The following is a 19,662-nucleotide window of genomic DNA, read 5'->3' on the forward strand; positions in this document are numbered from 1 at the left end:
CATCAGCTCCGCTTGTACTTCGTGATCGAGGTGTCCTTGGCGATCTCGTCGGCGCCCTTCTGGCACGCCTCGACGAACTGCGCGGCGTTGATCCGCTTGGTGAACAGGTCGCCGCAGGCCGCGTCGACGAGGTTGCGCTCCAGGCGGCGGTAGAAGGAGTTGTACACCCAGTTGAAGCCCTTGTCGCCGGACGCCTTCAGCGCCTTGGTGACGCTGGTGAGGCCCGGCGGCAGCTCGACGCCCTCCTCGGCGCCGGCGACGCAGGTCAGGCTGGAGGTCTTGCGGGTGAAGTCCGCGGCGCCCTTCTTCGACAGCATGATGCGCATCAGCTCCATGCCGCCGTTGGCGTTCTTGGCCTTCGCCGGCACGATGTACGGCTCGCCGGCGGTCCCCCGCAGCGCCTCGAACGGCAGCTTGTCGCCGCTGCTCAGGCTCGGCGTCGGCGCGACCGCCATCCGGAACGCGGGCGGCGTGACCTTCTTCTGCTCGCTCTCCAACCACGAGCCGCAGGAGATGAAGACGGCCTTGCCCAGCGACCACTCGGTCTGCGACTGGATGTGGTCCAGGCCCTCGGAGCCCGGCAGGATGTAGCCGTCGACGGCCAGCTGCGAGTACGCCTCGGCGGCGGCCTTGATCGCCTCGTGCTTCCACGCGTTGGGTTCGAGGTTGTCGATGGCGAGCAGGACGTCAGGGCCGGCCATCTTCGCCGCGGCGGACAGGATCAGCCAGCTCATGTAGCGCGGGTGCTTGCCCTGGTAGGTCCACGGCGCGATGCCGGCGGCCTTGATGGTCTTGCACAGGGCGATCATCTCGTCCCAGGTCTTCGGGTACTGCCAGCCCTTGTCGGCGAGGAGCTTCTCGTCGTACCAGACGCCGTAGGCGGTGTAGGCGTAGTTGAGCGAGAACACCTTGCCGTCGTAGGTCCCCGGCAGCAGCGATCCCGGCAGCAGGGTCTGGCGGACCGTCTTGCCGGCCACGTCGAGGCTCGGCGCGTCGAGCAGCGGCGCGAGGTCGGTGAGCGCGTTCTGCGAGACCAGCCCGTTGAAGTCGATCTGCGCCGACCCGGAGTTGTTGACCATGTCGGGCGGGCTGCCGTCGACGAACCGCGGCTGCAGCGTCTTGCTGATCTCCTGGGTGGCGGAGTGCTTGATCTCCGCCTTCGGGTACTTCTCCTTGTACATGGCCTCGTGGGCCTTGGCGTAGTCCTCGCCGAAGCCACCGTTGAAGATGACGACCTCGAGCGGGGCGTCGTCCTTGACGCCGAGCGGGTTGACATTGGTCTTGTCACCCTGCTCGGTCTTGGTGTCCCCGTCGCCGCCGCCCATGGCGCAGGCGCTCAGCGCGGCCGGGGCGGTGGCCAGCAGCCCGGCGGCGGCCGCCGTCTGCAGGACGCCCCTGCGGGTCAACGTGTTCATCCGTCGTGCTCCTTCGTGGGGGTCGAGGGGCCGCTCGTTGCTGACGAGAATGAAGGTTTCCAACGGAAGTTTCAAGAGTCGGAAGATTCCTGCCACGTGGCGGTCCTGGCCGCCTGTTGCCCTGTGGCAGGCGGCTCCACCTGCGGATATGCGTCGATGTCGCGGTGCCGGCCGACCGGCCGGCACACTCGCGGACCACGTAAATATTGACGAAATCGTTGCCGGACTATGAACGGTCGGCCCTACCCAGCGTTCGTGAGCCGTGCATGCACCGCGTCGCCGACGGGCTCGCCGGTGCACGCGGCGATGGCGAGGGCGGCGGCGCCGGCGGCACCGTCGCGGGCCTCGGCCGGCGTGACCTTGCACCGCTGCCGGACCCCCGCGCGGACCAGCTCGGCGACCGGGCCGCCGGCGAGCAGCACCGAGCCCGCCAGGACCACCGGGGACCCTTCGGGCGGGCCGCCGCGGGAGACCACGTCGAGCGCGTGCAGCAGGTGCTCCGCGGCGGCCTCGACGATCCCGCGGGCCACGTCGTCGCCGGCGTCGGATGCGGTCCCGACCAGGGGCGCGAGCAGGCCGAGCGCCGCCGGCGGCCGGCGGTAGGCGACCCGCACCAGGGCCTGGGCGTGCTCCTGCGGGTCGACGTGCGCTTCGGCTTCCAGGGCCGTGGTCACCGGTCCTGTGAGCAGCGTCGCCGGTCCGCGCCCGTCGAGCGCGCGCAGCACCGCACGCAGCGCCTCGCGGCCCAGCCACACCGCCGAACCCTCGTCGCCGAGCAGCCACCCGTAACCGTCGCAGCGGCGGAACGGCGCACCGTCGCGGAACGCCATCGCGGCGGCTCCCGTGCCGGACAGCAGCAGCAGGCCCTCCTGCCGCCCCGTACCCGCGGCGAAGGCAACCTCGAGATCGGTGACGCTGCGCGGATCGCCGGTCAGGCCGGCGGCGTGCCACGCCTCCTCGGCGGCCGCCCTCGCCTCGGCCCGCCCGGCGGACGCGGCACCGGCCGCGCCGATCACGCCCGCGGCGACGGCCGCCGGGTCGAGACCCGCCAGGGCCATGCGCAGCGCGGTCTCCAGGGCCTCGGCCGGGCGGCCACCGCTGGAGTTCTGGTTCGCGCCGGCCGCGCGCCCTCGCCCCAGCACCGTCCCATCGACGGTGCTCACCAGGCAGCGGGTGCTGGTCGCGCCCGCGTCCACACCCACGACCAGGGGCACGCGCACCCGAACACCGTACTGCATTGACGAAAAGCGCGTGAGAACGGAAACTTTCCCACATGAAGGTGAGCCGGCAGTCCGCCGAGAGCGGCGCCACGTCCACCGCGGTGAAGGTCAGAGGGCTGCTGCCCTCCCTTTCCCCGGCGGAGCAACGCGTCGGACGGATCATCGCCGACGAGTCCGCCACCGCCGCTCAACTGACGATCACGGAGCTGTCGAAGCGCGCCGAGACGTCCGAGACGACGGTCATCAGATTCTGCCGCGCCATCGGGTTCTCCGGCTACCCCGAGCTCCGCCTCAGGCTCGCGGCCGAGGCCGGGCGGGCCCTCGACGACGGCGCCGGCGGCGAGGAACCCGGCAGCGACATCAGCCAGACCGACGACCTCGCCACCGTCGTCAAGACCATCGCCTTCGCCGACGCCCGGGCCGTCGAGGACACCGCCGCCCAGCTCGACCTCGACATCCTGCAACAGGTCATCGACGCCGTCGCGGCCGCCCGCCGGGTCGACATCTACGGCGTCGGCGCCAGCGCGTTCGTCGCCCGCGACTTCCAGATGAAGCTGCACCGGGTCGGCCTCGTCGCCTACGCCTGGTCGGACCTGCACCTGGCCCTCACCAGCGCCGCGCTGCTCGACGAACGCGACGTCGCCATCGGCATCTCCCACACCGGCACCACCATCGACACGATCGAGACGTTCAGCGAGGCCGGCCGCCGCGGCGCCACGACCGTCGCGCTCACCAACTTCCCCAAGTCGCCGATCACCCGCATCGCCGACCTGACCCTCACCACCGCCGCCCGCGAGACCACCTTCCGCTCCGGCGCGATGGCCAGCCGGCTGGCCCAGCTCACCGTCGTGGACTGCGTGTTCGTCGGCGTCGCCCAGAAGACCTACGCACAGACCAAGGCGGCCGTGGAGAAGACCCGCGAGGCCGTCCGAAGCCGGCGGGTGCGACCGGAACGAGGCCCCTGGTGACCGTCCCTCCCCCGATCGCACCGACGGAGGAACGCAACGCGCGGACCCACCACATCGACCAGCTGCCGACCCTGCGCATCCTCGAGCTCATCAACGCCGAGGACGCGACCGTCGCCACCGCGGTCGCCGCCGTACTCCCCGACCTCGCCGAGGTCGTCGACCACAGCGTCGACGCGCTGCGCTCCGGGCACCGGCTGCACTACTTCGGCGCCGGCACCTCCGGCCGCATGGCGGTCCTCGACGCCACCGAGCTGCGCCCCACCTACGGCGTCGAACCCGGCTGGATCGTGGCCCACCTCGCCGGCGGCACCCCCGCGCTCACCGACGCCGTCGAGGCCGCGGAGGACGACGCCGAGGCCGGCGCCGCCGTCGCCGCCGAGGTGCTCACCGCCGGCGACGTCGCGTTCGGCATCACCGCCAGCGGCGGCACCCCCTTCGTCGGCGGCGCGCTGCAGGCCGCCCGCGACCGCGGAGCGCGCACCGTCCTGATCTCCGCCAACCCCAAGGCCACCCTCGCCGCCCACGCCGACCTCCACATCGCCGTCGACACCGGCCCCGAGGTCGTCACCGGCTCGACCCGCATGAAGGCCGGCACCGCGCAGAAGCTCGTCCTCAACGCCCTGTCGACCGCCGTGATGATCCGGCTCGGCCGCACGTATTCGAACCTGATGACCGACATGGTCGCCAGCAACGCCAAGCTCCGGGTGCGCCAGGTCCGCATGCTGGTCCAGGCCACCGGCCTGCCCGCCGACACCTGCCAGGCCGCCCTCACCGCCGCGGACGACGAGGCGAAGGTGGCCCTGCTGACCCTGCTGACCCGCGCCGACGTCAACCAGGCCCGCCAGGCCCTGCGCGCCGCCGGCGGCATCGTCCACCAGGCCCTGCACGCGGTCCGCTGAGTCTCAGGATGCCCGTGTACCGGGCGTCGCTGCGCCGGCCCCCAGACGCGGGAGTACCCCGACCGCGGGATGCCCGGCACTGAAGCGCGTGAGCGCGGGCGGGGTCACCGCCGTTCCCCCGAGATCGACGACAACGAGGTCCAGCCCTTCGAGCACCGGGATGATCGCGTCGGTGACCGGCGTGCCCCGCAGGCTCAGGCGCATCAGGCCGGTCGCTCCCTCCAGGAGCCGCGCCACGTCCTCGTCCGTGCCGTCGGTGAGGTGGAGCTCCAGCAGCTCCAGGCCGGCCAGCCGCGGCGCCCGGCCGGCGATCGCGGCGGCACTGAGGCTCAGCGCGCGCACCGGTGGTGCGAAGTTCCCGTCCAGCCGCAGGAGCCCGCCGGCGCGCAGGTCCATTGTGGACACATTGGATGCGGTGGCGGCGAGCTCCTCCTGCCCCCACGGGCGCGGCGGCAGGTTCGTGATCGTCAGCTCCTGCAGGGCCTCGAGCCGCCCGCCGCCGGCCCGGAAGCCGTCGGGTGCCGCCAGGTGCAGGTCGAGCCTCCGCAACTTCGGGAAACGACCGAACACCGTCAAGGCCCCACTGCCGGCGTGGTGTTCGAGGATCTCCAGGTTGGGCAGGTCCGGCGTTCCCGCGTCGAACTCGCCGGTCAGCACGCGCAGCGCCCGCACCGCGCCGCCGACGACCGCCAGCCGGCGCACGTCCGAGGAGTCCCAGCACTCGCTGATCGTGTGGATGCTGAACGGGGCGCCGTCGTTGCCGAACGGCCGCGCCAGTGCGTGCACGTTGAACGGCGGTTCCCGCCCGGCGTCGCGGAAGAACAGATCCTCGTCGTCGGTGAACCGGCCGGTGCCGGTCACCTCGACGACCGTCGCGTCGCCGGTCTCGCCGACGACCCCGACGCCGACGTGATGCGGGACGCGTCCGTCCCGCCACAGCTCGCCGACCGCGGTCTCCGCGTCGCACCGGTGCAGCACCACGGCCCGCCCACCGGGCTCACCCCAGGGCGCGTCGATCCGCAACCGGAACACCAGCGGCTCCGGAAGACGCTCGATCACCGCCGCCCGGGCGAGCTCCCGCGCCGCCGCGGCCGACCGCGCGAACCGGCCGGCGAACTCGTCTCTGTCCACGGCGCCAAACTACCGGTTCCGCGCCATTCCACATCCGCCGACGAAAATCGGTTGGCCACGGCGCCTCGGGCGCCTATCGTTGAATACACAAGGCAACGACAAACACCCGATCTACAGGAGCCACGATGAGGAACTGGACCGCCACGCAGACCCGGCAACAGCCGGCGTTTGCCGCTGCGCTGCCCACGACCCGAGTCGCGGCGGCCCACCCGCACAGCATGCCGGCCATGCGCACCGCGGGACGGTGGAAAGGCTAGAAACACCAGCCTTCCAACCGCCCGCCCCGCACAGGGACCGGGCGGTTTTTCATTTCCCATAGGGGTGTAGCTCAACTGGTTGAGCGTCGGTCTCCAAAACCGAAGGCTGCAGGTTCGAGTCCTGTCACCCCTGCGCACAACAATGCCCCAGCACGCTGCGGGCGCATGGTTCCACCTTGAGAACTCCACAGCGGATGGCATTTTCGGGAACGACCGGCTTGGTGACCGGACCTGGTTTGGGGCCAGGAAGCGCGGGGTTCGATTCCCCGGTTCCCGACTGTTTCCATGGGGTTGTAGCTCAGCTGGTAGAGCGTCGGTGCGGCATACCGAAGGCCCGGGGTTCGATTCCCCGCTTCTCCACGCAGGTCCTTTTGGCGTAAGCGGTAGCGCGGCTGGTTGAAGCCCAGCGGGTCCCGGTTCGACTCCGGGTGAGGACACCTTGGCCGATGGGAGCTCGGCTAATCGGCAGGCCGCGAGGTTTTGGTCCTCGCTGTGGGGGTTCGAGTCCTCCGCTCCCAGCTTGCACATTGCCGACGTAGCTCAGTCTGGTCAGAGCGCTGTCCTGGTACGACAGAGGTCACCGGTTCGACTCCGGTCTTCGGCTCCACATCCCCCCGCCAACGCAGCACGACTGGTCGTGCATCCGTTTCGTAATCGGAAGGTAGTCGGTTCGAGTCCGACCGTTGGCTCTGGGCTGAGCACTGGTGTGCAGCGTCGCTTTGCAAGCCTCGCCTGCTCGGTTCGATCCCGAGTCGGTCCACGCAGTACATGCCCGGGTAGCCCAATGGGAGAGGCGTCGCGCTCAGATCGCGGAGGTTCAGGGTTCGAATCCCTGGTCGGGTACGCAAGCCCTGTCGGTCCAGTCAGGAGTGGACGCCGCCCTGTCAAGGCGGAGATTCGCCGGTTCAAATCCGGTACGGGGCGCCGTTGGAGAGCTGGCCGAGCGGCAGGGCGGCGGCTTGCTAAGCCGTCGAACTCGAGCAGGTCGCCAGTGGCCCCGAACACGTTGATGGCGGGGCTGGCCAGAGACTCTTGGACAGCAGGACGCCGTAAGATCCATGCATGGAGAAGCGTTGTTGCCAATGCGACGAGTCCAAGCCGCTGGAAGCCTTTGCGATCAACCGCTCGAAGCCCGACGGACGCCACAACCAATGCCGCGCCTGCAAGAAGGTCTACAACGCGGCCTACTACGAGCAGACAAAGGATCGGCACAACCCTGGACGGGCCGAACGTCGACGGCAGGAGCGGGTGCGCATCCGTCGCAAGCTCATCGAATACCTTCAGGAACACCCGTGCATTGACTGCGGCGAGACCGACATTTTGGTGCTTCAGTTCGACCACCAGGGCGACAAGTTGTTCGACATCGGGGCGGGCGCTGCGAAGCTGAGTTCCTGGACCCGGGTCGAGCGTGAGATCGCGAAGTGCGAGGTCGTCTGCGCCAATGATCACCAGCGCAGGACGGCCAGGAAATTTGGCTGGCACAAGTTGAAACACCTGAGCGCCGCTAGCTGAGTGGTTTAGCACCGCACTCTTAATGCGGGGACGTCAGTTCAATCCTGACGCGGCGTACCACCTCCCCCTGGCAGCTCGACGGACCGAGCGGCCGCCTTCTAAGCGGACGGTTGCCGGTTCGACTCCGGCCCGGGGGACTTCTCCTGCCAGCTCGACGGATCGAACAGCGCCCTCCTAAGGCGACGGTTCTCGGTAAGGCAGCGCACGTGGCTGATGATCAGAGGTTCCGGGGGGGTGCATCGGGTCTGGCTCCCAAGCCCTGGTAGCTCATGGGGAAGAGCACTGCGTCGACCCCGCAGGGGTGCCTGGTTCGAGTCCCGTATGCGCGACCATTCCGGTGTCGTTCAACGGCAGGACGGGTAGCTGTTGACTACCTAATCGAGGTTCGAATCCTCGCGCCGAACCATGCCTGTGTAGCTCAATTGGAAGAGCGCCTGTCCTACAAACAGGATGTTGGGGGTTCGAGTCCCTCCGCGGGTACGCAAGAAGTGCATGGCGTTCGTGGTGTACCGGATGTGCACGCCAGGTTGTGGCCCTGGTGGTTCGGGTTCGACTCCCGACGATCGCCCTGATGCCGTCCGCTGTGGAGCACCGTGGGTGCGGGCGCTGGCTGCCCGGCCGCTGCTCATAACGGCGGTGTGCCCGGATCGACACCGGGACCCACGACCGTTCGGCTATCTGAGCCGCCATCCGCTGCTGCTGGCCGTCCGCGCTCGGCGGGCTCGGTGGCGCCCTGGTGTTCAGCGCCGGCGCAGTTCTCGCGGCGAGGCTCAGCGTGACGGCCCGGCACCCCGCGGATTGGACGTCAGACCTGTCGTGAGACTCGCAACCTCAACCCCCGGTCTTTCGGTTGCCGCGCGCATGCGCGTGTTTCGGCCGCGCGGAGCGCTGGGCGTGCGAGCGGCAGCGAGCATTGGGGGTGTGGGGTGAGAATCCCCCACTGCTCTTTCGGCCGGAGGCCGCCGCGGAAGGAACAGGCTTGAGTGGGAGCGCAGCGAGCATGGGGGGTGCGGGGTGGGAACCCCCCGCCGGGGCGCGGCGCCAGCCGTGGCCCAGCTGGCTCAGCGGCGGCGGAGTCGCCGGAGCATGCGGGCGTCCTCGAAGCCGGCGGCTCGGGCCGCGGCCTCGACGGTGGCGCCGTGGCCGATGAGGTGTTCGGCGCGTTCGAGCCGCAGCAGCTGCTGGTACCGCAGCGGCGTCAGCCCCGTCGCGTCGCCGAAGGCGCGGGTCAGGGTGCGTTCGCTGACACCGGCGGCGAATGCGAGGTCGCGCAGCGGCAGGCGGTCGGCGAAGCGGGCGTCGATGAGGTCCTGGACGCGGTGTACCACGTCGGAGAGGTGCGCGCGGTGCCGGAGCATGGCGCTGTCCTGCGGTTCGTCGCCGTTGCGCCGGGCGTAGACGACCATCTCGCGGGCGATCTGCGCGGCGACGCCGGGGCCGTGCCGGGTCGCGACCAGGTGCAGGGCGAGATCGATGCCGCTGGCGATGCCGGCCGAGGTGACGATCCGGTCGTCGATGACGAACAGGACGTCTTTGAGGACCTTGGCGCGGGGGTACTGCGACGCGAGCCGGTCCTGCAGCAGGTGGTGGGTGGTGCAGCGGCGCCCGTCGAGCAGGCCGGCCTGCCCGAGCGCGTCGGCGCCGGAGCAGACGCTGGCGCAGGTGCCGCCCGCGGCGTGGTGGGCCGCGAGCCAGGCCCGGGCGGCGGCGGACAGCCGGCCGTTGTCCGGGAAGCCGTGGCTGCGCCAGCCGGGGACGACGACGAGGTCGGCGGTGTCGAGGTCGGGCAGTGGTCCGGTACGGCGGATCGAGACGCCCTGCGCGGAGGGTACGTCGTCCTGCTCGGCCACGTAGTGCAGTGCGTAGTCCAGGCCGAAGTCGCGGGCCGTGGAGAAGACCTGGGCCGGCCCGGCCAGGTCGAGCAGGTGCAGCTGCGGCACGAGCAGGAAGACGACCTTCATCAGCCGATGGCTTCCTTGACCGTGGCGATCGTGGCGAAGCGGCCGGCGAGGGCGTACTCGGTGCGGGCGATGATGTCGTCGGTGGACAGGGTGCGGGGGCTGGCGAGGATCTCGTCGTAGGGCAGGTGCCGCTCGTCGCGGTGCGGGATCGGGAACGTCGCGGTGGCCTCGGTGACGAACGTGACGTCGTAGCCGAGGTCGCCGGCCATCCGGGTGGTCGTCTCGCAGCACAGCTCGGTCTGGATGCCGGTGACGACGAGGTGGCGGATGCCTTCGGTGGTGAGCAGCTGCTGCAGGCCGGTGGTGGTGAAGGCGTTCGCCGACGTCTTGGTGATGACCGGTTCGTCCGGCAGCGGGGACAGGCCTTCGATCGGGCGGACGTGGCCGTTGCGGGGGTCGAAGACGTTGTCGACCTCGTGGTGCAGGACCCACACGATCAGGTCACCGCGGGCGCGGGCGGCGTCGATCAACGGGTTGACCGTCGCGACGATGTCGGGGTTGGAGACGGCGGCCCAGCTAGGGCGCTGGCGGAAGGACTCCTGGATGTCGATGACGAGCAACGCGCTTCTCATGCCGTCGATCCTGCGCCGTCGACCGCGTCCGCGACAGGCATCGCCTGGCCGGAGGCCGGACCGATCCGGTCACGCGACGACAGGCGCAGGCTCACCCAGTACAACACCAGCAGCAGCAACGCCAGGGCAAGGAGGGTGGAGCCGAGGACGTTGACACCGGCGCGGGCGAGCAGGACACCGATGGCGGTCGGGACGAGGGCTCCGCCGAGGCCGGCACCGGCGATCTGCAGGCCGATCGCCCGGTCGGCGTGCGCGGCCCCGACGCGTTCCGCGGTGGTGAGCGTGAGCAGCGGGAAGACGGGCGCGGCGGCGAAGCCGATCAGGCCGAGGCCGGTGGCGGCGAGCCAGCCGGGGCCGGGCAGCGCGACGAGGAACGCGCCGGCGGCCATGCCGAGCAGGCAGCCGGCGATGACGCGGGACACGCCGATGCGGTCGGCGACGGCGCCCTGCACGACCCGGCCGAGGAACAGGCAGGCCCAGTAGCCGGACACGCACACGCCGGCGACCGCGTCGCTGATCCCGCGGCCCTCGGTGAGCAGCAGGAACGCCCACAGGCCGGCGCCGGCCTCGACGGCCACGTAGACCCCGAAGGCGACCACGCCGAGCCACACCGCGGGCAGCTTGAGGGTGTCCCGGCCGCGTTGCGGCGTCTCGTGCACGGGCACCGGCGCCCGGCCCCAGCTGCGGGCCTTGGTCACGAACGACAGGGCGAGGCACAGCTGGGCGGCGGCGACGACGGCGTATCCGAGCCGCCACGGCGATCCGGCGCTGATCACCGAGGTCATGATGAGCGGGCCGATGGCGACGCCGAGGCCGAAGCAGGCGTGCATCCAGTTCATGTGGCGGGCGTTGAAGTTCGTGGCCGCGTACGCGTTGAGGCCCGCGTCGATCGCGCCGCCGCCGAAGCCGCCGAGCAGGGCGCACGGCACCAGGAACCACAGTCCGGGGGCGAGGGAGTACCCGGCGAGGGCGAGGCTCGTCGCGGCGGTGCTGGCGGCGAGCAGCCAGCCGACGCCGACGCGGGCGAGCAGGAATCCGGCGGCGACGCTGGAGGTGAGGTAGCCGGTGGTCGCGGCGACGAGGAGGTAGCCGACCGACTCGGTCGACACGTCGAACGTGCCGGCCATGAACGGCCAGCCGACGCCGAGGAGGCCGTCGGGCAGCCCGAGGCTGATGAACGCGAAATAGGCCAGCACGAGCAGCGACGTTCTCACCGAGACGATCTTACGGGTTCCACCATCCGGGAAGGTCCTCCCAATATGAGAGATGAGAATATTAGAGTCTGGGACATGGCCAACAACGTCTACACCCATGGACACCACGAGTCGGTCCTGCGCTCCCACCGCTGGCGCACCGCCGAGAACTCCGCCGCCTACCTGCTGCCGGTGCTCCGGCCCGGCATGAGCGTGCTCGACGTCGGCGCCGGCCCGGGCACCATCACCGCCGACCTGGCCGCCGTCGTCGCCCCGGGCGAGGTCACCGCCCTGGAGGCGACCGCCGAGGCCCTTGAGGTCACCAAGGCCGGCGTGCAGGGCGTCGCCTATGTCGTCGGCGACGTGCACGCCCTCGACTTCCCCGACGACACGTTCGACGTGGTCCACGCCCATCAGGTGCTGCAGCACGTCGCCAACCCCGTCCAGGCGCTGCGCGAGATGCGCCGCGTCTGCCGGCCCGGTGGCTACGTGGCGGCCCGCGACAGCGACTACGCGGCGTTCACCTGGTTCCCGCGGCTGCCGGAGCTGGACGAGTGGATGGCGCTGTACCAGCGGATGGCCCGCGCCAACGGCGGCGAGCCCGACGCCGGCCGCCGGATGCTGTCCTGGGCCCGGGCCGCCGGTTTCACCGACGTCACGTCCACGTCGAGCACCTGGTGCTTCGCCGACGAGGAGGACCGCGCCTGGTGGGGCGGCATGTGGGCGGACCGCGTCCGCGCCTCCGCGATGGCGACGCAGGCCCTCGCCAGCGGCGTGACACAGCAGGACCTGCAGCGGCTCTCCGACGGCTGGCGCGCCTGGGCCGACTCCCCCGACGGCTGGCTGTCCATCCTGCACGGCGAGATCCTGGCCCGCCCCTGATCTAAGGCGTGTTTGGTAAGTGGATGCCGGGCTGCGGCGGACCCCACTTACCAAATACGCCTTAGGCTCGTCCGATGGAACGACCGCTCGTCACCGTGTGCCGGGACTGCTGCTGCGGCTCGGCGCGCAAGCACCCCGACGTCGACCACGCCGGGCAGGTCGCCCGGCTGCGCTCGGCGCTGGGGCAGACCGGGGTGCGGGTCAGCGCGTGCCTCGACGCGTGCGAGCGGTCCAACATCGTCGTCGTGCACCCGACCCCGGCCGCGCGGCGGGCCGGGGCCCGGCCGGTCTGGCTCGGCTACGTCCTCGACGACGCGGTCATCGGCGACCTGACCGCCTGGGTCGAGGCCGGCGGACCGGGGGTCGTGCCGCTGCCGGAGATCCTCGGGCTCTACCGCACCAACCCGCCGGTCGGTCAGGGGTAGCGGCGGGGGGTGAACACGACCGGCGTGCCGCTGTCGCCGCGTTCCACCGCGCGGGTCTGCGACGAACCGACGATGAGCAGGGTCCGCATGTCCACTTCGGACGGATCCAGGTCCGCCAGGCGCACCACCCGGACCCGCTCGCCCGGCCCGCCGACGTCGCGGCCGAGCACGACCGGGGTGTCCGGGGACCGGTGCCGCAGCAGCAGGTCCCGGGCCGCCTCGACCTGCCAGGTGCGGCTCTTCGAACCGGGGTTGTAGATGGCGATGACCAGGTCGGCGCCGGCGGCGGCGTCGAGGCGGGCCGCGATCACGTCCCACGGCTTCAACCGGTCCGACAGCGACAGCACGCAGAAGTCGTGGCCGAGCGGCGCGCCGACCCGGCTCGCCACCGCCTGCGCGGCCGTCAGCCCGGGCAGCACCCGCACCGGGACGTCCTTCCAGCGCGGTTCGGCGGCGACCTCCAGGACCGCGGCCGCCATCGCGAACACGCCCGGGTCACCCGAGGAGACGACGGCGACGCGGCGGCCGCCGTCCTTGGCGAGGGCGAGGGCGAACTCGGCGCGCTCCGCCTCGACCTTGTTGTCCGAGGCGTGCCGGCGCTGCCGGGGGTTGGCCGGGATCCTTGCCAGGTAAGGGCCGTAGCCGACGAGGTCGTCGGCGGCCTCGACCGCGGCGAGGGCTTCCGGGGTGAGCCAGTCACGGCCGGCGGGTCCGAGCCCGACGACGACGACCTCACCGGCGGCGACCGCAACAGGTGCGGCGCGCAGCGCCGACGCCGTCTCCTCGTGCACCCGGCTCGGCAGCAGCGCCAGGGAGAAGTACGGCACGTCGGCGGGGTCCACTGTGGACAGCGGCGCGACGCGTTGGCGGTCGGTGGTGGCGCGCTCGACGTACCAGGCGTCCTGCAGCCGGCCGGCCCGCTCCAGGGCGTCGCGGACGGTGCCGAAGGTGCGGCCCAGCTTCATGACGGCGGCGGAGTCGGTGGCCGCGAGGCGCTCCGCGAGGATGTCGGCCGGCAGGGTGCCGGGCAGGACGGTGAGGATCTCGTCGCGCTCGACGAGGGGCCGGCCGAGGACCGCGGACGCGCCGGCGATGGAGGTGACGCCGGGGACGACCTCCGTCTGGTACGTGTGGGCGAGCCGCTTGTGCATGTGCATGTAGGAGCCGTAGAACAGCGGGTCGCCCTCGCAGAGCACGACCACGTCGCGGCCGGCGTCGAGGTGCGCGGCGAGCCGGGCCGCCCACGCGTCGTAGTGCTCCTCGATGACCGCGCGGTAGTCGCCGATCTCCTCGGTGGTGACCGGGTAGACCAGGGCCTCTTCGATCTGGCCGTCGCGCAGGTACGGCGCCGCGATCGACCGCGCGATGCTGCGCCCGTGGCGGGCGCTGTGGAAGGCGACCACGGGCGCGGCCGCGACGAGCCGGGCCGCCTTCACCGTGACGAGCTCGGGGTCGCCCGGTCCGAGACCTACGCCGTACAGCCGCCCGATGTCCACTGTGGTCATTCCTTCTCGTCCGCGATCGCGTTGACGGCGGCGGCCGTCATCGCGCTGCCGCCACGGCGGCCGTGCACGACCAGGTGCGGCAGGTCCGACGCCGCCAGGGCCGCCTTCGACTCGGCCGCGCCGATGAACCCCACGGGGATGCCGAGCACCGCCGCCGGTCGGGGCGCGCCCGCTGCGATCATCTCCAGGAGGCGGAACAGCGCCGTCGGCGCGTTGCCGACCGCGACGACGGCGCCGGCGAGGCGCTCGCCCCACAGTTCGAGGGCGGCGGCGCTGCGGGTGGTGCCGAGCTCGGCGGCGAGCGCCGGCACCCGCGGGTCGCGCAGGGTGCACAGGACCTCGTTGCCGCGGGGCAGCCGCGCCCGGGTCACACCGGAGGCGACCATTTCGGCGTCGCAGAGGATCGGGGCGCCGTCGCGCAGCGCGGCGCGGGCGAGGCGGACCACGTCGGCGCTGTACCCGACGTCGGCGGGCAGGTCCACCATCCCGCACGCGTGGATCATGCGGACGGTGACCTGAGCGACGTCGGCGGGCAGCCCGGACAGGTCGGCCTCGGCCCGGATCGTCGCGAACGACCGCCGGTAGATCTCCGCGCCGTCCTTCACGTAGTCGTACGCCGTCACGAGACCACCTGGTAGCCGTCGGCGGTCGCGAGCATCTCCACGTGCCTTCCCTTCGGTGCGCCGCAGCGCCGTTCGCAGCCGACCCAGTGCACGGGCAGGTCCCGCGGCACGGTGCCCGCCTCGACGGCCGCGCGGGCGTCGGCCCGCACGTCGGCGAGGGCTTTGGCGCAGCCGGGCCGGCCGGCGCACGCGGTGACCCCGGCCCACGGGGAGGCGGGGTCGGTGACGAGGCCGGCCGCCGTCAGCAGTGTCTCGACGGGTCCAGCTTGTGCGACGGGCACGTCCGGCACGACGACGGTCCGCCACGGCGTGACGATGATCTCTCCCGGCGCGGCTTCCACCAGCGCCGCGGACTGTGCCTGGGTGAACAGGCCGAGCGGCACGACGACGGTCAGCGCGGCCTGGCCGTCGAGCTGCGGCGCCCACCCGGCCACCGGGCCACGCCGGCCGTCGTATTGACCAACGTCGGCGCGATCAAAGCCGTTGTATTGACCAACGTCCGCGCGGTCTGGGCCGCTGTATTGACCGGCGTCTGTGGCGTAGGAGGTGGCCAGCCGCGCCGCCACCCGCGCCCGGCCGTCGGTCAGCTCCGTCAGGCGCCACGCCGTGCCGCCCTGCTCGGCCCGCTCGGCCAGGAACGCCCTGGTGGCCCGCAGCAGGAGGTCAGCCGCGCCGGCCGGCGTCACGGTGCCGGCACCGGCCGGCATGACGGTGCCGGCCAGGACCAGGCGGTCGCCGTGCAGGCCGACGTCGCCGCCGAGCGGGGTCACATCGCCGCGCCCGTCGTCGACGGTGACCAGGAACCTGCCCGGAAGGTCCGCCAGGGAGGCGTCGGCGCACAGGCCGGCGTCGTACGCGGCCACCACCGGCCGCACGTCCAGCTCCCCGAGCCCGTCGCGGCCGCTGAGCGGGCTGGCGATAATGTTGCGGACCCGTTCGTGAGTGTCCGACGGCAGCAGCCCGGCGGCGGACAACCGGGCGGCCAGCTCGACCTCCGCACCCGGTCGCAGCGCCCTGACCTGGATGTTCCCCCGCGAGGTCAGCTCCAGCGCCGGGTCGCCGAGGTCGAGTGCCGCGCCGCGGAGCACGGCCAGGGCCGCGACGCTCAACCGGCCGCCGGGCAGCCGGACCCGGGCCAGGCCACCGTCGGCCGCGGCGTGGACCTGCACGGCGCCCGGGCACCGGTCCGGAGCGTCGCGTCCACTGGCAGCCTGCACGGGCCGGATACTACTGCGCAGCGGCTCGCTTGACTCAAGACAGCGCTGTCCAGGAGAGTTGGCGGTGCTGTACGGCGACGTGTGGAGGAAGCCGGTGTCAATCCGGCGCGGTCCCGCCACTGTGACCGGGGAGCGGACCTCCGACGCAAGGCCACCGGGCGCGAGCCCGGGAAGGCCGGAGGCGAGCGCCGATCCGGGAGCCAGGAGACTCTCCGTTGCCGGACCTTTCCCGACCGACTTGGGGCGCGGACCCCGAGGGAGGACCCCGGCGTGATCCTGCTGTTGTCGACGTCTGACACCGACCTGCTCAGCGCCCGCGCGAGCGGTGCCGCGTTCCGGCTGGCCAACCCGTCCCGCACCGCCGTGGAGGACCTGCCGGCCCTGGCCGACGGTGCCGACCTGGTCGTGGTGCGGTTCCTGGGCGGCTACCGCGACTGGCAGGAGGGTTTCGACGCGCTGCTGCGGCTGCCGCTGCCCGTGGTCCTGCTCGGCGGCGAGCAACTGCCCGATGCCGAGCTGATGTCGCACTCGACGGTGCCCGCCGGGGTCGCCGCGGACGCGCACAAGTACTTCACCGAGGGCGGCCCGGCCAACCTCGGTGAGCTGCACAACTTCCTGTCCGACACGATCCTGCTGACCGGCCACGGCTTCGCGCCCCCGGCGACGACCCCGACCTGGGGACCGCTGGAGCGGGCGGGCACGGACCACGACGGCCCGACGGTTGCGGTCATCTACTACCGGGCGCATCACCTCGCCGGCAACACCGCGTTCGTGGAGACGCTCTGCGCGGCGATCGAGGACGCCGGCGGCCGGGCGCTGCCCGTGTTCGCCTCGTCGCTGCGCACCGCCCCGGCGGAGCTCTTGGACACGCTGCGGCAGGCCGACGCGCTCATCGTCACCGTCCTCGCCGCGGGCGGCACCCGGCCCGCCGACGCGCAGGCCGGCGGCGCGGACGAGGCGTGGGACGTGGGCGCCCTGGCCGCCCTCGACGTGCCGATCCTGCAGGGGCTCTGCCTGACCAGCGCCCGCGACACCTGGGACAGCAATGACGACGGCCTGTCGCCGCTGGACACGGCCACGCAGGTCGCGATCCCCGAGTTCGACGGCCGGATCATCACGGTGCCGTTCTCGTTCAAGGAGGTCGACGCCGACGGGCTCACCGTCTACGTCGCCGACCCGGAGCGGGCCGGCCGGGTCGCCGGGATCGCCGTCGGGCACGCCCGGCTGCGGCACCTGCCGGCCGCGGACCGCAAGGTCGTGGTGATGCTCAGCGCATACCCGACGAAACACGCCCGGATCGGCAACGCCGTCGGCCTCGACACGCCCGCGAGCGTGGTCCGGCTCCTGTCCGCGCTGCACGAGCAGGGCTATGTGGGTGCCGACGGCTTCCCCAAGGACGGCGACGCGCTGATGCACACGCTCATCGCCGCCGGCGGGCAGGACGTCAACTGGCTCACCGAGGACCAGCTGCGGGGCAACCCGATCAGGATCTCGGCCGGTCGCTACCGGGCCTGGTTCGCCACGCTGCCGTCCGACCTGCGCGCGGAGATGGAGCGGCACTGGGGGCCGGCGCCGGGCGAGCTGTTCGTCGACACGTCCCGCGACCCGGACGGTGAGATCGTGCTCGCCGCGCTGCGCGAGGGCAACGTCGTGGTCATGGTGCAGCCGCCGCGCGGGTTCGGGGAGAACCCCGTCGCGATCTACCACGACCCGGACCTGCCGCCGAGCCACCACTACCTGGCCGCGTACCGGTGGCTCGCCGACGAGTTCGGCGCGCACGCGGTCGTGCACGTCGGCAAGCACGGCAACCTGGAGTGGCTGCCCGGCAAGACCGTCGGGCTGTCCGCGTCCTGCGGCGCCGACGCGGCCCTGGGCAACCTGCCGCTGATCTACCCGTTCCTGGTCAACGACCCCGGCGAGGGCACCCAGGCCAAGCGCCGGGCGCACGCCACCCTCGTCGACCACCTGATCCCGCCGATGGCGCGGGCCGACTCGTACGGTGACATCGCCCGCCTCGAGCAGCTCCTCGACGAACATGCGACGATCGCGGCCCTCGACCCCGCGAAGCTGCCCGCGATCCGCGCCCAGATCTGGACGCTGATCCAGGCCGCCCGCCTCGACCACGACCTGGGCCTGGCCGACCGGCCCGGCGAGGACGGCTTCGACGAGCTCATCCTGCACATCGACGGCTGGCTGTGCGAGATCAAGGACGTGCAGATCCGCGACGGCCTGCACGTGCTCGGCGTCGCACCGTCGGGTGAGGCCAGGGTCGACCTGGTCCTGGCGATGCTGCGGGCCAGGCAGATGTGGGGCGGCACCGTGGCCGCGCTGCCAGGTCTCCGCGAGGCGCTCGGTCTTGACGAGAGCGGCTCGGGTCGCGTGTCGGTCGACGAGGCCGAGACGCAGGCCCGCGCCCTGGTCGCCGAGATGGAGTCGCGGGGCTGGCCGGTCGGCGACATCTCCGACATTTCTGATTCGCCGGATGTGGTACGGGTGCTCGAGTTCGCGGCCCGGGAGATCGTGCCCCGCCTGGCGCGCACCACCGACGAGCTGACCATGGTGCTGCACGCCCTGGACGGCGGCTACGTCCCGGCCGGGCCGAGCGGCTCGCCGCTGCGCGGCCTCATCAACGTCCTGCCGACCGGCCGCAACTTCTACTCCGTCGACCCCAAGGCGATCCCGAGCCGCCTCGCCTGGGAGACCGGCCAGGCGATGGCCGACTCGCTGCTCGCCCGCTACCGCGCCGACCACGGCGAATGGCCGCGGTCGGTCGGGTTGTCGATGTGGGGCACCAGCGCCATGCGCACCGCCGGCGACGACATCGCCGAGGCCCTGGCCCTGCTCGGCGTCCGCCCCGTCTGGGACGACGCGTCCCGCCGGGTCGTCGACCTCTCCCCCGTCGACCTCGCCGAGCTGGGCCGTCCCCGCATCGACGTCACCATGCGCATCAGCGGCTTCTTCCGCGACGCGTTCCCGCACGTCGTGGCGCTGCTCGACGACGCCGTGCAGCTGGTCGCGGGCCTGCCGGAGTCCGCCGAGGACAACTACGTGCGCGCCCACGTCACCGCGGACCTGGCGCTGCACGGCGACGCCCGGCGCTCCACGCTGCGCGTCTTCGGCTCCAAGCCGGGCGCGTACGGCGCCGGCATCCTCCCCCTCATCGACAGCCGCAACTGGCGCGACGACGCCGACCTCGCCGAGGTCTACGCCGTCTGGGGCGGCTACGCCTACGGCCGCGGCCTCGACGGCCTCCCCGCCCGCGGCGACATGGAAGGCGCCTACAAGCGGATCAGCGTCGCGGTCAAGAACACCGACACCCGCGAACACGACATCGCCGACTCCGACGACTACTTCCAGTACCACGGCGGCATGATCGCCACCGTCCGCGCCCTCACCGGCCGCGCCCCGGCCGCGTACGTCGGCGACAGCACCAACCCCGACGCCGTGCGCACCCGCACGCTGAGCGAGGAGACCGCCCGCGTCTTCCGCGCCCGCGTGGTCAACCCCCGCTGGCTCGCCGCGATGCGCCGGCACGGCTACAAGGGCGCCTTCGAGCTCGCCGCCACCGTCGACTACCTGTTCGGCTTCGACGCCACCGCCGGCGTGGTCGCCGACTGGATGTACGAGAAGCTCGCCGAGGCCTACGTCTTCGACCCCGAGAACCGCAAGTTCCTCGACGAGTCCAACCCGTGGGCCCTGCACGGCATCACCGAACGCCTCCTGGAAGCCGCCGACCGCAACCTCTGGGAGCACCCCGAACAGTCCACGCTGGACGCCCTGCGCCAGGTGTACCTCGAAACCGAGGGCGACCTGGAGGACGGTCAGTAGCTTCGGGCGGGTTGTCGACAGTTCCGGTTCTCGTGAGGGTGGGGAAGCGCGAGT

At 72.0% G+C, this 19,662-nt stretch carries 15 protein-coding genes, 13 tRNA genes and 1 riboswitch; of the genes, 19 read left to right on the forward strand and 9 right to left on the reverse strand.

The window, feature by feature from the left end; all coding sequences use genetic code 11:
* Nucleotides 1-2 precede the first annotated feature (2 nt).
* Nucleotides 3-1,415 (reverse strand): N-acetylglucosamine/diacetylchitobiose ABC transporter substrate-binding protein, encoded by a 1,413-nt coding sequence (ngcE, locus tag AB0K00_RS46625; protein WP_363535862.1) that lies wholly within the window; start codon nt 1,413-1,415, stop codon nt 3-5.
* A gap of 242 nt (nt 1,416-1,657) precedes the next feature.
* Nucleotides 1,658-2,635, reverse strand: a complete 978-nt coding sequence (locus tag AB0K00_RS46630; protein ID WP_363535865.1) for a BadF/BadG/BcrA/BcrD ATPase family protein — start codon at nt 2,633-2,635, stop codon at nt 1,658-1,660.
* A gap of 53 nt (nt 2,636-2,688) precedes the next feature.
* Here AB0K00_RS46630 and AB0K00_RS46635 point away from each other — a divergent pair, with 53 nt between their 5' ends.
* Both AB0K00_RS46635 and murQ read left to right on the forward strand, forming a co-directional pair.
* On the forward strand, nt 2,689-3,603 hold the full coding sequence (locus tag AB0K00_RS46635; protein WP_363535867.1) for a MurR/RpiR family transcriptional regulator: 915 nt from the start codon (nt 2,689-2,691) through the stop codon (nt 3,601-3,603).
* Entirely contained in the window at nt 3,600-4,502 is a 903-nt protein-coding gene (gene murQ, locus AB0K00_RS46640) for an N-acetylmuramic acid 6-phosphate etherase (protein WP_363535870.1), read from the forward strand. Before AB0K00_RS46635 ends, murQ begins: the two co-directional genes overlap by 4 nt.
* Nucleotides 4,503-4,505: 3 nt before the next feature.
* Here the strand turns inward: murQ and AB0K00_RS46645 are convergent, their stop codons facing one another.
* Entirely contained in the window at nt 4,506-5,633 is a 1,128-nt protein-coding gene (locus AB0K00_RS46645) for a hypothetical protein (RefSeq protein WP_363535873.1), read from the reverse strand.
* Nucleotides 5,634-5,950: 317 nt separating this feature from the next.
* Between AB0K00_RS46645 and AB0K00_RS46650 the strand changes: the two genes are divergently transcribed.
* The 14 genes from AB0K00_RS46650 (at nt 5,951) to AB0K00_RS46715 (ending at nt 7,971) form a co-directional block, all read left to right on the forward strand.
* A tRNA-Trp gene (locus tag AB0K00_RS46650) sits at nt 5,951-6,023 on the forward strand.
* Between the two features lie 154 nt (nt 6,024-6,177).
* Nucleotides 6,178-6,250, forward strand: a tRNA-Ala gene (locus AB0K00_RS46655).
* Between the two features lie 5 nt (nt 6,251-6,255).
* A tRNA-Phe gene (locus AB0K00_RS46660) sits at nt 6,256-6,327 on the forward strand.
* Between the two features lie 10 nt (nt 6,328-6,337).
* A tRNA-Gln gene (locus AB0K00_RS46665) sits at nt 6,338-6,409 on the forward strand.
* Nucleotides 6,410-6,419: 10 nt separating this feature from the next.
* A tRNA-Thr gene (locus AB0K00_RS46670) sits at nt 6,420-6,497 on the forward strand.
* Between the two features lie 9 nt (nt 6,498-6,506).
* Nucleotides 6,507-6,579, forward strand: a tRNA-Thr gene (locus AB0K00_RS46675).
* 81 nt (nt 6,580-6,660) lie between these two features.
* Nucleotides 6,661-6,733, forward strand: a tRNA-Leu gene (locus tag AB0K00_RS46680).
* A 5-nt stretch (nt 6,734-6,738) separates the two neighbouring features.
* Nucleotides 6,739-6,814: transfer RNA gene (locus AB0K00_RS46685), tRNA-Asp, on the forward strand.
* 138 nt (nt 6,815-6,952) lie between these two features.
* Nucleotides 6,953-7,402: a hypothetical protein gene (locus tag AB0K00_RS46690; RefSeq protein WP_363535875.1), complete on the forward strand. Its 450-nt coding sequence runs from the start codon at nt 6,953-6,955 to the stop codon at nt 7,400-7,402.
* Nucleotides 7,389-7,462, forward strand: a tRNA-Lys gene (locus tag AB0K00_RS46695). Before AB0K00_RS46690 ends, AB0K00_RS46695 begins: the two co-directional genes overlap by 14 nt.
* Nucleotides 7,463-7,466: 4 nt before the next feature.
* A tRNA-Arg gene (locus AB0K00_RS46700) sits at nt 7,467-7,539 on the forward strand.
* Nucleotides 7,540-7,735: 196 nt separating this feature from the next.
* Nucleotides 7,736-7,808 (forward strand) — tRNA-Asn (locus AB0K00_RS46705).
* A gap of 1 nt (nt 7,809) precedes the next feature.
* A tRNA-Val gene (locus AB0K00_RS46710) sits at nt 7,810-7,882 on the forward strand.
* Nucleotides 7,883-7,896: 14 nt separating this feature from the next.
* A tRNA-His gene (locus tag AB0K00_RS46715) sits at nt 7,897-7,971 on the forward strand.
* A 492-nt stretch (nt 7,972-8,463) separates the two neighbouring features.
* On the opposite strand, the gene AB0K00_RS46720 is transcribed toward AB0K00_RS46715, so the two are convergent.
* From AB0K00_RS46720 to AB0K00_RS46730, 3 genes are read right to left on the reverse strand one after another with little or no spacing between them, the layout of a single operon-like run.
* On the reverse strand, nt 8,464-9,363 hold the full coding sequence (locus AB0K00_RS46720) for a DJ-1/PfpI family protein (RefSeq protein WP_363535878.1): 900 nt from the start codon (nt 9,361-9,363) through the stop codon (nt 8,464-8,466).
* On the reverse strand, nt 9,363-9,935 hold the full coding sequence (locus AB0K00_RS46725; protein WP_363535880.1) for a cysteine hydrolase family protein: 573 nt from the start codon (nt 9,933-9,935) through the stop codon (nt 9,363-9,365). Before AB0K00_RS46725 ends, AB0K00_RS46720 begins: the two co-directional genes overlap by 1 nt.
* Nucleotides 9,932-11,149, reverse strand: coding sequence for an MFS transporter (locus tag AB0K00_RS46730; RefSeq protein WP_363535883.1), 1,218 nt, complete (start codon nt 11,147-11,149; stop codon nt 9,932-9,934). Before AB0K00_RS46730 ends, AB0K00_RS46725 begins: the two co-directional genes overlap by 4 nt.
* Nucleotides 11,150-11,224: 75 nt before the next feature.
* Between AB0K00_RS46730 and AB0K00_RS46735 the strand changes: the two genes are divergently transcribed.
* On the forward strand, nt 11,225-12,010 hold the full coding sequence (locus tag AB0K00_RS46735; protein WP_363535885.1) for a methyltransferase domain-containing protein: 786 nt from the start codon (nt 11,225-11,227) through the stop codon (nt 12,008-12,010).
* A gap of 74 nt (nt 12,011-12,084) precedes the next feature.
* Entirely contained in the window at nt 12,085-12,435 is a 351-nt protein-coding gene (locus tag AB0K00_RS46740; RefSeq protein ID WP_363535888.1) for a hypothetical protein, read from the forward strand.
* Here AB0K00_RS46740 and AB0K00_RS46745 read toward each other — a convergent pair.
* From AB0K00_RS46745 to AB0K00_RS46755, 3 genes are read right to left on the reverse strand one after another with little or no spacing between them, the layout of a single operon-like run.
* The gene (locus AB0K00_RS46745) at nt 12,426-13,940 is read right to left on the reverse strand and encodes a precorrin-2 C(20)-methyltransferase (protein ID WP_363535891.1); all 1,515 of its coding nucleotides are present in this window, start codon (nt 13,938-13,940) and stop codon (nt 12,426-12,428) included. The two genes, AB0K00_RS46740 and AB0K00_RS46745, sit on opposite strands and share 10 nt — an antisense overlap.
* Nucleotides 13,937-14,563: a precorrin-8X methylmutase gene (locus AB0K00_RS46750; RefSeq protein ID WP_363535894.1), complete on the reverse strand. Its 627-nt coding sequence runs from the start codon at nt 14,561-14,563 to the stop codon at nt 13,937-13,939. The genes AB0K00_RS46745 and AB0K00_RS46750 overlap by 4 nt, the downstream gene beginning before the upstream one ends.
* Nucleotides 14,560-15,780, reverse strand: coding sequence for a precorrin-3B synthase (locus tag AB0K00_RS46755; RefSeq protein ID WP_363535897.1), 1,221 nt, complete (start codon nt 15,778-15,780; stop codon nt 14,560-14,562). Before AB0K00_RS46755 ends, AB0K00_RS46750 begins: the two co-directional genes overlap by 4 nt.
* A gap of 45 nt (nt 15,781-15,825) precedes the next feature.
* Nucleotides 15,826-16,012: riboswitch (cobalamin riboswitch) on the forward strand.
* A 38-nt stretch (nt 16,013-16,050) separates the two neighbouring features.
* Here AB0K00_RS46755 and cobN point away from each other — a divergent pair.
* On the forward strand, nt 16,051-19,608 hold the full coding sequence (gene cobN, locus AB0K00_RS46760) for a cobaltochelatase subunit CobN (protein ID WP_363535899.1): 3,558 nt from the start codon (nt 16,051-16,053) through the stop codon (nt 19,606-19,608).
* The last annotated feature ends 54 nt before the right edge of the window (nt 19,609-19,662 follow it).

It is taken from the genome of Dactylosporangium sp. NPDC049525, from assembly GCF_040676755.1.
Taxonomy (GTDB): domain Bacteria; phylum Actinomycetota; class Actinomycetes; order Mycobacteriales; family Micromonosporaceae; genus Dactylosporangium.